The organism is Moorella sp. E308F (assembly GCF_006538365.1).
Lineage (GTDB): Bacteria > Bacillota > DSM-521 > Neomoorellales > Neomoorellaceae > Neomoorella.
In genome coordinates this window covers 769,342-783,555 of sequence record NZ_BJKN01000001.1, presented here as the reverse complement: position 1 = coordinate 783,555, position 14,214 = coordinate 769,342, and the positions used below count along the sequence as shown (strand labels likewise).

Here is a 14,214-nt window from a genome sequence, read left to right as displayed (position 1 = left end):
AAAAATCAAGTCCAGGTATTGGTTTAACCATATTTATAAAGGATGCCGAAGCCGCCGCGGGGATAACGCCAGTCAATGTTATCGTGGGCGCAGCCGTAGCGACAGGTGCCACACTCCACGCAACCCTCGTAGGCCGTCTCGATCCGTTTCTCCCCTTCATTCCAGACATATACCCGGGCCGGGCAAATAAAGGTGCAGGGCCTGCCGTCACAGTGGCGGCAGACCTCCCGGTCCTTGATCCTTAAGTGAGGGTGCTTATCCGTTTGGTAACGGTTGAGGAAGAGTTTATCTTCCAGGCGCATCATCCCATCACCCTCCAGAGGTGGTAAAGGTCCCCGGCCAGTTGTATACGGCTGCGTTGGGCCGTAATTTCTCTCCAAATGCGCTTCTGCTTTTCCCCCTTGGGTACATTATCGACAGTTAAAAACTCCCTGGCGGCCCGGGAAAGGAGCTGCGGATACAGGGTAAAGAAGTGGGGATTTTGGTCAAAGAAAAAGGGGGCCCGTTGGTATTTCTGCAAGTCTTGCAAGACAAAGCTCTCCGCCAGCATCTCCCGGTAGGGCGCCAGGTTGGCCGCGCTGTAGTCGCCCTTTTCCCGGGCGGCCAGGATGGTTTTCGCTGCCAGCAGGCCGGAGGTCATGGCGAGATTCGAGCCTTCCCGGTGAATCCCGTTGACCAGCATGGCGGCGTCACCGGCTACCAGGACGCCGTTGCCATAGAGTTTAGGAATGGCCCGGTAGCCGCCTTCGGGAATCAGGTGGCCCTGGTATTCCTTGCTCTCCCCCCCGGCCAGGAGCCGCCGCACCATGGGATGACTTTTCAGGTGTTCCAGGAGATCGTTGGGGTTCAAACGGCGGCGGATCAGGCTCGACAGAAGGACGCCTACACCAACGGATAGGGAATCCTTGTTGGTATAGATAAAGGCCGTACCCATCATACCTTTAGTGGCTTCACCGAGGAGTTCAATGGTGCAGCCCTGGCCTTCTTCCAGGTTAAAGCGGTCCTCAATCTTTTCCCGGGGCAGGGCAATGATCTCTTTGACGGCTACGGCCAGCTGGTTGGTATTGATGCCGTCCTTTTTCAGGCCGGCCTTCTGGGTTAAAAGGGAATTGGCGCCCTCGGCCAGGATGACTACCTCCGCCCGGACATCGCCCTCAGCCCGGCCCGCCCTTACCCCAACGACGCGATCCTTCTCCCAGAGGAGGTCCTCGACGACGGTTTCATTAATCAGCAAGGCCCCGGCTGCCACGGCCTGTTCCGCCAGCCAGCGGTCAAAGCGGGCCCTCAGCACGGTAAAGGCGTTGTAAGGCTCGACGGCAAAGGCCATGCTTTTGTAACCCAAAGTAAGGGCCGCTTCATCGGTTAGCAACCACAGGCGCTGCTCCACCACCGGCCGCTCTAAAGGGGCCTCCCGGTAAAACCCGGGAACTATCGTTTCGGTGGGGTGGCGGTAAAGGACCCCGCCCATGACGTTTTTGCTCCCGGGGTGCTCGCCGCGTTCAAAGATAATTACCTCCACGCCGGCCCGGGCCAGGGTTATGGCCGCCGCTAGCCCGGCCGGCCCGGCGCCCACAACGACGACTTCAAACCTAAGCGCCATAATAATGCCCCCAAGTCAAACTGCAGATAAACTGTGTATACTATTAAATAACCCTGTTTGTTGCCGGCCTACGCGGGTCCCGGGGCCAGCCGGCGGCGAAATTCCGCTGTTAATGCCGGAACTACCTCCCGTAAATCGCCGACGATACCATAGGTGGCAATTTTAAAAATTGGGGCCTGCGGGTCATTATTAACGGCTACGATAACGTCGGCACCCTGCATGCCAACCAGGTGCTGGATGGCTCCGGAAATGCCGATGGCAAAATAGATTTTGGGCCGCACGGTAACCCCCGTCTGGCCCACCTGGTACTCCGGAGGCAGCCATCCGGCCTCCACCGCCGCGCGTGAGGCGCCCAGGGTGCCGCCCAGGACCCCGGCCAGTTCTTCCAGGAGGCGTAAGTTTTCCTTCGACCCCACGCCGCGGCCACCGGCAACGATGATCTCCGCCCGGTCAAGGTAGACGGCTTTGTTTTTTTCTTCGATGACCTCTATAACCTCGGCCCGGGCCTCGGCTTCATTGAAGGCCATATCCAACCGCACCAGCTCTCCCCGGCGGCCTTCCTGGCGGGACGGCATGGGCATAACCCGCGGCCGGACGGTGGCCATCTGGGGACGGTGCCGGCGACAGAGAATGGTGGCCATGACATTACCGCCAAAGGCCGGCCGGGTCTGCTCCAGGAGGCGTGTTTCCGGGTCAATGGTGAGACTGGTGCAATCTGCCGTCAGGCCGGTGCCCAGGGCGGTGGCCACGGCTCCCGCCAGATCCCGGCCCAGACTGGTGGCCCCCAGGAGCAGTATCTCCGGTTGGTACTGTTTTACCAGCTGTACCAGGGCCTGGGCATAGGGGGCCGTACGGTAGTGTGCCAGGACGGGGTTCTCGACCAGGTAGACCTTATCCGCCCCGTAGACCCACGCCCCGTCAGCCAGGCCGGCCACCCCCTGGCCCAGCAGGACCCCGGCCAGCTCTACCCCCAGGGCACCGGCCAGTTGCCGGCCTGCCCCCAGGAGTTCCCAGGAGACGGGGGCTACTTCTCCCCCCACCTGTTCAATAAAGACCCAGACGCCGCGATAACCGGCATTCGCTGTATTAGCCGGCATGGGTATTCCTCCATTATTTATCAGCTATAACCTTCGTCTGTACGAGTTTTTCTACCAGGAGCGCCGCCGCTTCCCGGGGATCGCCGGGAATTATCTCTCCGCCCGGCCGTACCGGTGGGGCAAAGATGCGCCGGACGGAGGTAGGAGAGCCTTTGAGGCCAATTTGCGCCGGGTCAAGGTCCAGGTTGTCTTTACCCCAGGTGGTGATGGTTGCCCGGGCCGCCCTGATTAAGGCTGGCAAGGAAGGGTACCGCAGTTCATTTAAGTCCTTAACCACCGTTAATAGGGCCGGCAACCGGCCGCGGATGATTTCCCGCTTTCCTTCCAGCTTGCGCTGGACATGGATGTAACCCTGTTCCAAATCTACGGCGTCAATGGCCATACAATAGGTCAGCTGGGTGAAACCCAGCCGGGTGGCTATTCCCGGCCCTACCTGGGCCGTATCGCCGTCAATGGCCTGCTTACCGCAAAAGACCAGATCAACCGGCGTTTCCCGGCTTATGGTTTCGATGGCTCGGGCCAGGATATAGCTGGTGGCCAGGGTATCGGAACCGGCAAAGGCCCGGTCGGTGAGGAGGATAGCCTGGTCGGCCCCCATACCCAGGGCCCGCCGCAGCACCTCTTCAGCCTGGGGCGGCCCCATGGACAGGGCCGTAACACGGCCGCCGTACTTTTCCTTTAGCCGGACCGCGGCCTCGACAGCATGGGCATCAAAGGGGTTGATAATGGCCGGTACCCCGGCCCGGACCAGAGTATTGGTCCGGGGGTCAATCCTGACTTCAGCCGTGTCCGGTACCTGTTTGACACAGACCACTATTTGCAACAAAAAACCCCACCCCTGCTGGTAGTATGGGGTAGGGTAACTTAAAATATGCAATCATTGCGATACAAAAAGCTATCAGGTATGACCTGATAGCCCCTTAATGTTTGGCGCCAAGTTTTTTAACGCCGGTCTCACCCTCGACCATTAATTCTACTGTATTGGTAAGGACATCGGTATAGCTGAAGGATATCCGGCGTTCCGGGCTTTTACTCTCTTCCAGTCGGATTACAAAGATGTTGGGGTAAGTCTTTTCCAGTATACCGGTCCTCTCCAGGATCTTTTTCCGCCCGCGGTTGGCCCTCAGCCTTACCTTCTGGCCTACCCGGGCCTCCAGGTCCTCTCTGATAGTTGCCAGTACTTCCTTGCCCGCCAAAAAGACCACCCTCTTTCCGCGTATACCTTATTATACAACAGCAGGAGGGTGGTGTCAAGTTATTCATTTTATTCTACTAGAGAAACCGGCTTATTGTCAAGGGGAATAATGGTATAATTTTCGCCTTTGTTATTAAGATATCTTCAATAAGGGGAAGTAGGGTAACCAAGGCGCAGTTTGCCTTTAATCTCTATGCCCCCTATACCTTCATTGCCGGTGATGGTATCTTTAATTATATCCGCAGGGCCCAGGGTTTTTTCAATGGTTGTATAGGCAATGCGCTCCACTACAAAAACCGGGTCGTAGGCATGAATTAAAACCCGGCGGGGCGAACTGGCAAAGGTGGCTCCGGCTTTAAGCAGGGCTTCATAATGGGACTGGCAGGCCCCGGCAAAAATAGCCAGGTCATCATGGGTAGGCCTCAAAGTCCGAGCCGCCCTTACTGCCGCTACAAAGTGCTTCGAATGGCGGTAGCTGTCCAGATCGGTATAATTGCTGCTCTTTTCCCGTAGCAGGCCATCATGACCCGTAAGGACCAGAATATCGGGGGTATATTCCTTTAAAAGCTCCTCCACTTTAGCTGCCTGCTGTTCTTCAGGCAGGCATACGCCCTGGGCCGGTATTTTTAGCTGCTCATAGGCATGGAGGCATTTATCGAGGTATTCCTCGTCGCCGTCAATATGCAGCACCCGGCCCGGTACCTCAAAAAAACCATCGCCAGGGATGTCTTCCCTCTTGTCCGGTTCCCTTTCTTCCCGGCCCGGCCTTTCACCCCGCAGTAAAAAAACCTCCCTCTCGGCTTCCCGGCGCTGCAAAATCCGCCGGAAACAAAGGCTGTGCTTTTGAATGTCGCAATGGCGGTAACGCAGCACTTTTTCGGCCGGCTGCAGTTCCAGGTCCTCCAGGGGGGCATCAGCTACCAGCCTGACATCCAGTCCTCTTAAAATAGCAGTCGTTTCTCCCGCATCAGTTATAATAAGTGACTTTACTTTAAAAAAAATATCTTTGCCGTATTTTTTCCGCGCCACGATATCCCCGGGCTTAATGTTATTCAACCTTCTCCCCTCCCCCGTAAGCCCTGTATCATTCTATTTTATGCCCCGGGATTTAAGGAGGTGAGGGCTGTACCCGGGCAATAACCTTTCATCTTGCCCTGATGATTATGTAAAGTTACCATAATGCTCCGATGCTGGTAACTATTTAACAATGACGGGCCATGATAATTAAATGTATAATTGTAGTAAGCTGGATGACAGGCCGGGAGATATAGCAAAAATAGTTCGAAGGAGTTGATGGCAATTTCCAGAACAGTTCTTCCCAGCCTGCGGCTATTTTGCCTGGCTTCTCTCCTGCTAATCGGTATCCTCGTCTTTGCCGGCCCAGCAGGTGCCGCCACCTACACCGTCCAGCCCGGCGATACCCTCTATCTCATCGGCCTGCGCTACGGTATCAGCGCCTGGGATCTCCAACAAGCAAACAACTTGACCAGTACGTGGATCTATCCCGGCCAGACCCTCTGGGTACCTGACCGGGATGGTAGTACTTACGTCGTCCAGCCCGGCGATACCCTATTCCTTATCGGTCAACGCTACGGCCTGTCCTACCAGCAAATCATGGCCGCCAATAATCTCACCAGCGATGTTATATACCCGGGACAAATCTTACGCATCCCGGCCGGACCCTACCAGCCTGCGGCCTCCCGGGGTACAAGCAGTAATTACAGTTCCAGCGATCTGGACCTGCTGGCCCATCTAATCTATGGTGAAGCCCGGGGTGAACCATATGCCGGCCAGGTAGCCGTGGCCGCAGTAGCCATTAACCGTACCCGGGACGGGCGTTTCCCCCGGACCATCGCCGGTGTCATCTATGAACCTGACGCCTTTACTTCGGTAAACGACGGCCAGTTTTACCTGACCCCCGATGCTACTGCCTACCAGGCGGCCCGCGAAGCCCTGCGGGGCTACGATCCAAGCGGCGGAGCCCTCTATTTCTGGAATCCGGCTCTAGTTCCAGCAAATTCCTGGGTCTGGACACGGACCATTATTACCCAGATTGGCAACCATGTCTTTGCTCGTTAAAAATTGCATTAAAAAATTGAGGTGGCGGCCTTAAAATTAGGCCATGCCACCTTTTTTACATAACCGCCGGGCTTGAAAAGGCCGGTGTCGACCTGCTTTAACCGCTCTTGGTATATTTATCGGCCACCTTGGAGGCCCCGCATGAATAGGGTTTGATCCTGGCGGCAAAACCGCTGCCCACCACCATGCCGACAATTTCCCGGATTAAATCCCTGGTATTGCCGTTGGGCCCGATGTCCAGGTGGATCTCCAGGTTGAGATCAGCATGACCGCTGGCTGATAGCTTCTGAGCGATAAAGGTTGCCGTTTCCAGGCTCAAAGCCGTTTCATAAAAGATCTTTTGGCGTAAGGAAGTAATCTTGCGCTGGTACCTTTTTCTGTAGTAGTAACGGGCTCCCCTGCCTACCTGGTGAACTATTACAGCTGTAACAAAGCAGGTGCGGAGCCGAGCCTGGGAATCCGTGCCAATAATGATCTTGTACTGGGCTTCGGGATTGGCCTCGATAAACTGCATCATGTCGGCAAACATTTCTTCAGCCGTCAGGCGACCCTTGGTAGGACTGATATAATACACCGTCATCACCTTCTTTCTATTTGCTGTTGTAACGCTTTACTCAAGTTGGCAAACTCTTCAATCGTCAAGGTCTCTCCCCTTCTCCGGGGATCAACTCCGGTAGCTGCCATCGCTTTTAGTAACAGGGGACGTTCCAACCCCAGGCTCCCCAGGGCGTTTAATAGAGTCTTACGCCGTTGGTTAAAGGCGGCCCGGACCACCCGGAAAAAGAAATCTTCATCCCCTACCTGTACGGCCGGCTCAGGTCGGCGGGTCAGTTTCACAACCAGGGAGTCGACCTCCGGCCGCGGGTAAAAGACGGTGCGCGGTACCTTCAAGATAATAGCTGGTTTTGTATAATACTGGACCACTACACTCAAAGCGCCGTAATCCTTGCTTCCCGGTAAGGCCAGCATCCGGTAGCCCACTTCAGCCTGGACCATTAAAACAAGTTCCGTAATCTGAAATTTACCGGTCAGTAAATGCATCAGGATGGGGGTGGTTATATAATAAGGAAGGTTGGCCACCAGCTTATATGTGGGCAACCTTCCTCCTCCATCTCTCTTAAATCTGGCAACTAGCTCGTCAAAATTAACTTTTAAGGCGTCGCCGGCAACCAGGCGCACATTGACCTTATCCTTTAAGTTTTCTTCTAAAGCAGATATTAAATCCCGGTCGATTTCAATGGCAATTACCAGTCCCGCCTGTTCCGCCAGCTCCTGGGTAAGGGCCCCCAGGCCGGGGCCTATCTCGACAACTGTATCATCAGGGCCAAGGCCGGCGGCCCTGGCGATCTTTCGCACGATGTTGCTATCCACAAGAAAATTCTGGCCCCGGGATTTACGGGGTACCAGCCCTTTTTCCCGGATCAGGGCCAGGGTTTTACCTGGCGTGGCTACAGAATCCACCCCTATCCCTCCATAGAGGTATTATACTACATCTGCAGCCACGGTACAAATATATGTAAATGGAAAAAACCTAAATTGCAGGCCGGATGGCATAAAACAAAAAACCACCCGCCGGAGGGTGGTTTTAGCGCAAAATATAAACCTTCACCCGGCGGACGCCCCAGCGGGCCGTATCCGCCTCCGTGTCCAGAAAAACGTCAATGCGGTTACCCTTGATAGCACTGCCCACGTCCTGGGCAATGCCAAAGCCATAGCCTTCCACGTAGAGCCTGGTACCCAGGGGAATTACATTGGGGTCCACGGCAATGGTCCCTACCCGGGGATAAACCCCCGTCGCCGTCCGTGAACCAGTGTGGGTGTATGCCGTAGCGACGGCCCAGATAACCCGCTCAAAGCGAAAACTGTACCCCCCACGGGAAGCCATATCCAGGGTTCCTACAGCTATTATCTCCGGTACAGGTTCTTTAACTACCCTGGTTACTACCAGCTCGCGGCCTGTTTCCTGCCCGTCTTCATAGACGATCCGGTATGTTTCTTCCTGGATACCCTTTTGCCCCCTCTGCACCAGGCGGGTAATACCTTTTTCTATTTTCCCGTCGGGTCGGCGCTCCACCCGGTAATTAATTTCCCTGTTAACCGTTTCCATTTTGTAGGTGACCCTGGTAACTTTAATTGTGTCTCCTGCCCTTACGGTGGTGGTTAGACCCGGGGTAACCCGGTCTTGCGGCTGCAAGGTTACTCCCACCTTATTTAAAACCTCGGCCACCGTCACCGAAGGAGTCCATATTTCCCTTTCCTGCCCATCGGCAATTATCTTTACCGGAACGGCCCTTTTGACCGTCACCACCATGCCTTTAGTCACAGGTGCGTCCAGGGCCGGCAGAACAACATCCTCTGGCCCCAGGGTAATCTGCTGCTCATTTAAAAATTGCCCTACCTGGCCGGCAAAGGTCCGGGCCTCGATTTCACGCCCGTCTACCTGAAGGGTTACCTGCTTCCAGGCAAAGTTCATTACTCCCCACCCAGTGCCGGTAAAAAGCAGCAATACCGCCACCAGGAGCCAGAGCCAGGGCCGGCGGCGCCCCCGGGAAGTCTTCTGGCGCCAGTGAGTAATCCACCCGTCCAATGGGTCACCTCCCTGCAAAATATCGGTTTTACGCCTGCCTCTTGAGAGGCATCGACGAATAAATACTTCGACGCGGGGGAAGATTTTCCTGCCCCCATATCTGGTATTATTTTCCTAATAACCGAGAATCCGCACCGTAACCGGCCGCCGGCCCCACTGGATGGCTTCGGCCTCACTTTCTAAAAACACGTCAATGCGGTTGCCCTTAATCAGGCCACCCGTGTCCTGGGCCACGGCATAGCCGTAGCCTTCTACGTAAAGCCTGGTCCCCAGGGGGATGACCCGGGGATCGACGGCCACTATTCCCCGGTAGGGCCAGATGCCGGTAGCCGTCCGGTTACCGGTGTGGGTATAGGCCGTAGCTATCACCTTCAGGGTATCCCCCACCCGGGCCGCCGTAACTGCCGGGTAGGCGCGGCTACCGTAGGCCACTATCCGTGGCTGGGGCTGGACTTCGATCCAGGTGTCCAGGAGCTGGCGTTCGACTTCGACGCCATTCTCTTTCTTTACCTGGTATTTATAATAACGAACACCAGGCTGACCTTCCTGGACAACCTTTTCCTTCCCCGGCTGTAAAGTTCGATCCGGCCGGCGCACCAGGGGAGGCGGTACTACTTCCTGGCTCAGTTCAATAGCATTTTCCACCCTGATGACCCGGACATACTGGTATGGATCATTGCTGCCCAGATTGCTTTCTACCCGGTCTTCAGGACCCAGGGTTATGCCCTCCTGGGCCAGGATGCCGGCTGCCGCCGGTAACGGCACCTGGGACCAGAGGTTCTGACCGGCAATCTCAGCCGCTACCGGCACACTGCCGGCCATGATCAGCTTTAAACCTGGCCAGAACCAGGCGCCGGGCAGGGGTAAAACCCAGTCACCTATTCTTATCTGGCTGCCAGCAGGGTCCCATCCTTCGCCAAAGAACCACTGGCTGGTGGCCACCTGCCTGGCGCCGCCATCTGCAAAAATATCGACGCGTTTACCGGTCCAGCCTACCAGCAGCAGTGACTGGAGCCCTAGCAGCAGGCAGGTCAGCGCCAGCAATAGTTTTCTCCGACCAGAGGCAGGCCGCTGGCCGGAAGGAGGAAATATCTTGAACATAACGTCACTCCTTCCATATTATGCCAGCTATAGCCTTGCCAGAATATTCGCCTTTTATACCCGTAGAAAATCCTGCCCTGGAGGCAGGAGGATTATAACCTATTTCAAGCGGTATACCCCTATTTACTGGAGCGAGTTTTGGAATGGCCGGGAAAATATTGCTTTATTACGCTTTGTGTAATATAATATTACACAATAAGTAATAATCATGGATAATAATATCAAGGGGCGTTGATAATGCCAGGTAAGCTATTTCCCATCGGCGGTCCTGTTGCGGAAGAAGATATCGTCGACAGGGAGGACTTCATTACCTCCCTTGTAACCAGGCTCTCTGAGGGTCAAAGCGTCATGCTTTACGGCCCACGGCGCATAGGAAAAACCTCGTTGGCCCATGAGGTGCTAAGGCAGCTAAAGGTAAAAGGTTTTTATATCGCTTCAGTTGATCTTTTCCGGCTTTCCAGCAAGCGTGATCTGGCCGTTGCGCTGATTAACGCTTGCCTGGAAAACAGGACTGGCATTCGCAAGACAATCGATGCGTGGAAAGACCGGACTAAAACCATTGTCGGCACTGCGAAACTGGCAATTAAGCTCCAGGACCTTGAACTCGATTTGGGGCTTTCGCAAGGCGAGCAAAGCGATGAAGCCTTGCTTGACTATGCGCTGAACTTGCCCGGGGTGTTGGCTAAACGGGATAAAAAGCCGGTGGTTATCTTGTTCGATGAATTTCAAGACGCTTGCCGGGTAGCAGGGACGGAAATCTATAAAAAGATGCGTTCCTATTTTCAAAATCAAGAAGATGTGGCCTACTTGTTCCTGGGATCAAAAGAGGGCATAATGAAAACCCTATTCGCTGACAAAAAGGAAGCCTTTTACCGGTTCGCCACTATTCTTCCCATACCCTCGATTCCCGAAACGGCCTGGGCGGAATATATTGCCAAAAAGTTCCGCACCAGGGGAATCACATCTACCCCGGAAGCAATAAAGGAAATTACCCGTAAAACCGGAGGGCATCCCCAGGACACGATGGTTGTATGTTCCGAACTATACTACGCATTGCTTGAAGCCGGGCAGAACACCATATCCCTTGAGTTTGTACGCTTGGGATATGATCGTGCCCTGCTGACTCTTGCACCCATCTACGATGAATTACTAGACGATCTAAACCTGAGTTTCACTGGACGCCAGGTATTAAAGCGCATTGCCACAGGAACCAGCATTTATAGCATAGAAAACGCCAATCCTAATGAAATTAAACGGACGATAGATCATTTGCTGGCTAAAACAGTGATCGAGAAGAAGGGGCGCGGGTCTTATACATTCGTTGAGCCGATGTTCCGTGATTACGTACTGCGGGAATTTTTCTGATCAAATCCCAAACAGGCGCCGGGCGTTGGCCGCGGTGGCTTCGCTGACGGCTTCCGGTGCCAGGCCCCGGACAGCGGCTATGGCCCCGGCCACCAATTCTACATAAGCCGGTTCGTTGCGCCGGCCGCGGTACGGTTCCGGGGTTAAGTAAGGGCAGTCGGTTTCAATCAGCAGCCGCTCCAGAGGTACCTGTGCCGCTACAGCCCGCAACTTGGAAGCATTTTTAAAGGTCACCGGGCCGGCAAAGGAGATATAAAAGCCCATCTCCAGGCACTCCCGGGCCATTTCCCAGCTGCCGGAGAAGCAGTGGAGAACGCCCCCCGCCGGGAAAGGCCCAGCCTTTTTTAAAATCCGCAGGGTATCCCCATGGGCGTCACGGTCATGGATAATCACCGGCAGGCGTAAAGATCGGGCCAGCTCCAGGTGCCAGCGAAAGACTTCCTGCTGGCGTTGCCGCGGCGAAAGGTTGCGATAGTAGTCAAGCCCCGTTTCGCCAATGGCCACCACCCGGCTGTCCCTTGCCAGGCCGCCGATGACCGCCTCCGCCTCAGTGTCGAAAGTCGCCGCATCATGGGGGTGGACGGCCACGGCAGCGTAGATGAAGGGCCAGGCGTGGGCCTGCTCCACCGCCCGCCGGGAAGAGGATACATCATAACCCACGTTGATTACGGCCACGACGCCGGCCTCCTGCAGACGGCCCAGGACACCGTTCAGGTCGGCGGCAAAGGCCGGATCGTTGAGGTGGGCGTGGGAATCAATGAGTTCCGGCATTTACCGCACCTGGGCGCCGTCCTGAACAGCCCGCTCCGGTGTGATGAGGCTTAAGGTATCGCCGGCGACAGCCGCCAGCACCATCCCCTGGGAGACAATGCCCTTAATTTTGGCCGGCTTCAGGTTGGCTACAATAACCACCTTTTTGCCCACCAGTTCTTCCGGCCGGTAGTAGCGGGCGATGCCCGCCACGATAGTCCGCCGTTCGTCACCAACTTTAACTTCCAGCTTCAGGAGCCTGTCGGCGTTGGCCACCTTTTCTGCGGCCAGCACCTCAGCTACCCGCAGCTTGAGCCGGGCGAATTCCTCGATGGTTATCTCTTCGGCCACGGGTTTAACAGCTGTGTCTTCTTTAACTGCGGGCGACGTCGCCGGCTTCTCCTGTAGTGTCACCTGGTCTTCTCCTTCCTGTTCGTCAAGTTCAATGCGAGGGAAGAGGGCCGGGCCTCGTTTCACCCGGGTGCCGGCGGGAATCCCTCCCCAGGTGGCCAGGCTTTCCCACGTATGGGCCGCAGGGACATGCGCAAGGCCCAGCTGCTCCCACACCCGGGCCGGTACGCCGGGCATAAAGGGCCCCACCATGATGGTAGCCTGGCGCATGGCCTCGGCCAGGTTGTAAAGGACCGTCTGCAGGCGCGGTTTCTTTAAGGGGTCTTTCGCCAGGGCCCAGGGAGCCGTCTCCTCAATGTATTTATTGGCCCGGTTAACCAGGCGCCAGATGGCGGTGAGGGCCCGCGCGAATTCAAAATTGTTCAGGGCCGCGTCCACCTCATCCGGCACAGCCCTGGCTATGGCCTTTAACTCCTCATCCAGGGGCTCCGGGCTGCAGGGCGCGGCAATCACCCCGCCGTTAAATTTTTCAATCATGGCCGTCGTGCGGCTCAACAGGTTGCCAAAGTCGTTGGCCAGATCGGTATTGATGCGGGCAATTAAGGCCTCTTCACTGTAGTAACCGTCGGCGCCGTAGGGCATTTCCCGCAAGAGGAAATAACGGATGGCGTCGGCGCCGTAGCGATCGATGAGCACCATGGGATCGACAACATTGCCCCTGGACTTGGACATCTTGCCGCCGTCCACCAGGAGCCAGCCGTGGCCAAAGACCTGGCGCGGCGGGTCAATACCGGCGGCCATGAGGATAATGGGCCAGATAATGGTATGGAAGCGGACGATATCCTTACCCACCAGGTGCACGGCAGCCGGCCAGTATTTACGGAAGAGGCGATCATCTTCCGTGCCGTAGCCCAGGGCGGAAATGTAGTTGGTGAGGGCATCAAACCAGACATAAATAACATGCCTGGGGTCCATGGGCACCGGTATACCCCAGTCAAAGGTGGTCCGGGATATACACAGGTCCTCAAGGCCGCCTTCAATAAAGCTGATCATCTCGTTGCGCCGGGAAACGGGCAGGATGAAGTCAGGATGTTCTTTTATATATTGCAACAGGCGATCGGCATATTTACTCATCCGGAAGAAATAGCTTTCTTCCTTTACCAGTTCCACCGGCCGGCCGCAGTCGGGGCAGTTGCCGTCCTTGAGCTGCCGTTCTGTCCAGAAGGTTTCACAGGGGGTACAGTACCAGCCCTCGTAGGTGGACTTATAGATATCCCCCTGGTCGTAAATTTTTTGCAGCAGCTGCTGGACCACCCGCGTATGGCGCGGTTCGGTGGTGCGAATAAAGTCGTTATAAGAAATATTAAGACGGCGCCAGAGTTCCTGGAAAGTGGCCACTATCCCGTCAACGTACGCTTTGGGCGGCAGGCCTGCTTCCCGGGCCTTGCGCTGGATCTTCTGGCCGTGCTCGTCGGAACCGGTGAGAAAATAAACATCATAACCACGCAGGCGCTTGTAGCGGGCCAGGGTATCGGCCATGGTGGTCGTCAGGGCATGACCAATATGCAGTTTATCGCTGGGATAATAAATAGGGGTGGTAACGTAGAAAACCTTGTCCCCCATCCTGGTCGTCCCCTTTCGGCAAATTCAGGAGTATTATATTAAAAAAAAGAGCAAGTTGTCAAGTTTTGGCTATAATGGCGCGAGAAGGCTAATTTTTTGTCCGAAATATGGTTGACTTTTACTGGAAACGCTGGTACCATATAGACAGGTTGTCGAAACATGTTGAAATGGGGAGGGGAGAGCCATGATTAAATCTACGGGTGTGGTACGTAAAGTGGACGAGCTCGGCCGGGTAGTCATTCCCATTGAGCTGCGGCGTACCCTGGGCATCGATGAAAAAGACGCCCTGGAGATTTACGTCGACCACGAGAAAATTATCCTGAAAAAGTATGAGCCCGGCTGTGTTTTCTGTGGTAATGCCGAGGACATCGTCAATTTCCACGGCAAAAACGTCTGCCGGTCATGCCTGGAAGCCATGAGCCAGCAGGCCAGGGCTGTCTAAATCAGGTAAAAGCAAGTATGGAAA

The 14,214-nt window shown here is 55.5% G+C and carries 15 protein-coding genes; 3 read left to right on the top strand and 12 right to left on the bottom strand.

The genetic code is table 11. The features are described 5' to 3' along the window. Nucleotides 1–23: 23 nt before the first annotated feature. From E308F_RS03925 to yabG, 6 genes are all read right to left on the bottom strand, one after another. Nucleotides 24–302, bottom strand: a complete 279-nt coding sequence (locus E308F_RS03925) for a ferredoxin family protein (protein ID WP_141264093.1) — start codon at nt 300–302, stop codon at nt 24–26. After that, a complete protein-coding gene (locus tag E308F_RS03920) occupies nt 302–1,600 on the bottom strand; it encodes an FAD-dependent oxidoreductase (RefSeq protein WP_141263637.1) in 1,299 nt (432 codons plus the stop codon). The genes E308F_RS03925 and E308F_RS03920 overlap by 1 nt, the downstream gene beginning before the upstream one ends. Before the next feature lie 68 nt (nt 1,601–1,668). Beyond that, entirely contained in the window at nt 1,669–2,697 is a 1,029-nt protein-coding gene (locus E308F_RS03915; protein WP_141263636.1) for an electron transfer flavoprotein subunit alpha/FixB family protein, read from the bottom strand. 13 nt (nt 2,698–2,710) lie between these two features. Next, entirely contained in the window at nt 2,711–3,520 is an 810-nt protein-coding gene (locus tag E308F_RS03910) for an electron transfer flavoprotein subunit beta/FixA family protein (protein ID WP_172613687.1), read from the bottom strand. Nucleotides 3,521–3,617: 97 nt separating this feature from the next. After that, nucleotides 3,618–3,893, bottom strand: a complete 276-nt coding sequence (locus E308F_RS03905; protein ID WP_141263635.1) for a Veg family protein — start codon at nt 3,891–3,893, stop codon at nt 3,618–3,620. A 143-nt stretch (nt 3,894–4,036) separates the two neighbouring features. Next, nucleotides 4,037–4,948 carry a sporulation peptidase YabG gene (gene yabG, locus E308F_RS03900; protein ID WP_172613473.1) on the bottom strand — a complete coding sequence of 304 codons (912 nt, stop codon included), beginning with the start codon at nt 4,946–4,948 and terminating at the stop codon, nt 4,037–4,039. 237 nt (nt 4,949–5,185) lie between these two features. Here yabG and E308F_RS03895 point away from each other — a divergent pair, with 237 nt between their 5' ends. Then, on the top strand, nt 5,186–5,971 hold the full coding sequence (locus E308F_RS03895) for a LysM peptidoglycan-binding domain-containing protein (protein WP_141263634.1): 786 nt from the start codon (nt 5,186–5,188) through the stop codon (nt 5,969–5,971). Between the two features lie 97 nt (nt 5,972–6,068). On the opposite strand, the gene E308F_RS03890 is transcribed toward E308F_RS03895, so the two are convergent. The 4 genes from E308F_RS03890 to E308F_RS16700 form a co-directional block, all read right to left on the bottom strand. After that, a complete protein-coding gene (locus tag E308F_RS03890; protein WP_172613474.1) occupies nt 6,069–6,551 on the bottom strand; it encodes a ribonuclease H-like YkuK family protein in 483 nt (160 codons plus the stop codon). Then, a complete protein-coding gene (gene rsmA / locus E308F_RS03885; protein WP_141263632.1) occupies nt 6,551–7,432 on the bottom strand; it encodes a 16S rRNA (adenine(1518)-N(6)/adenine(1519)-N(6))-dimethyltransferase RsmA in 882 nt (293 codons plus the stop codon). Before rsmA ends, E308F_RS03890 begins: the two co-directional genes overlap by 1 nt. 124 nt (nt 7,433–7,556) lie before the next feature. Continuing rightward, nucleotides 7,557–8,558, bottom strand: a complete 1,002-nt coding sequence (locus tag E308F_RS16705) for a ubiquitin-like domain-containing protein (RefSeq protein ID WP_172613814.1) — start codon at nt 8,556–8,558, stop codon at nt 7,557–7,559. A 114-nt stretch (nt 8,559–8,672) separates the two neighbouring features. Continuing rightward, nucleotides 8,673–9,659 (bottom strand): 3D domain-containing protein, encoded by a 987-nt coding sequence (locus E308F_RS16700; RefSeq protein WP_141263631.1) that lies wholly within the window; start codon nt 9,657–9,659, stop codon nt 8,673–8,675. A 237-nt stretch (nt 9,660–9,896) separates the two neighbouring features. Between E308F_RS16700 and E308F_RS03870 the strand changes: the two genes are divergently transcribed. Beyond that, entirely contained in the window at nt 9,897–11,024 is a 1,128-nt protein-coding gene (locus E308F_RS03870) for an AAA family ATPase (protein ID WP_141263630.1), read from the top strand. Here the strand turns inward: E308F_RS03870 and E308F_RS03865 are convergent, their stop codons facing one another. Both E308F_RS03865 and metG read right to left on the bottom strand, forming a co-directional pair. Further along, nucleotides 11,025–11,795, bottom strand: coding sequence for a TatD family hydrolase (locus tag E308F_RS03865; protein ID WP_141263629.1), 771 nt, complete (start codon nt 11,793–11,795; stop codon nt 11,025–11,027). Beyond that, on the bottom strand, nt 11,796–13,748 hold the full coding sequence (metG, locus tag E308F_RS03860) for a methionine--tRNA ligase (RefSeq protein ID WP_141263628.1): 1,953 nt from the start codon (nt 13,746–13,748) through the stop codon (nt 11,796–11,798). It lies immediately after the preceding gene. Nucleotides 13,749–13,932: 184 nt separating this feature from the next. Between metG and E308F_RS16760 the strand changes: the two genes are divergently transcribed. Continuing rightward, on the top strand, nt 13,933–14,190 hold the full coding sequence (locus E308F_RS16760) for an AbrB/MazE/SpoVT family DNA-binding domain-containing protein (protein WP_141263627.1): 258 nt from the start codon (nt 13,933–13,935) through the stop codon (nt 14,188–14,190). Nucleotides 14,191–14,214 lie beyond the last annotated feature (24 nt).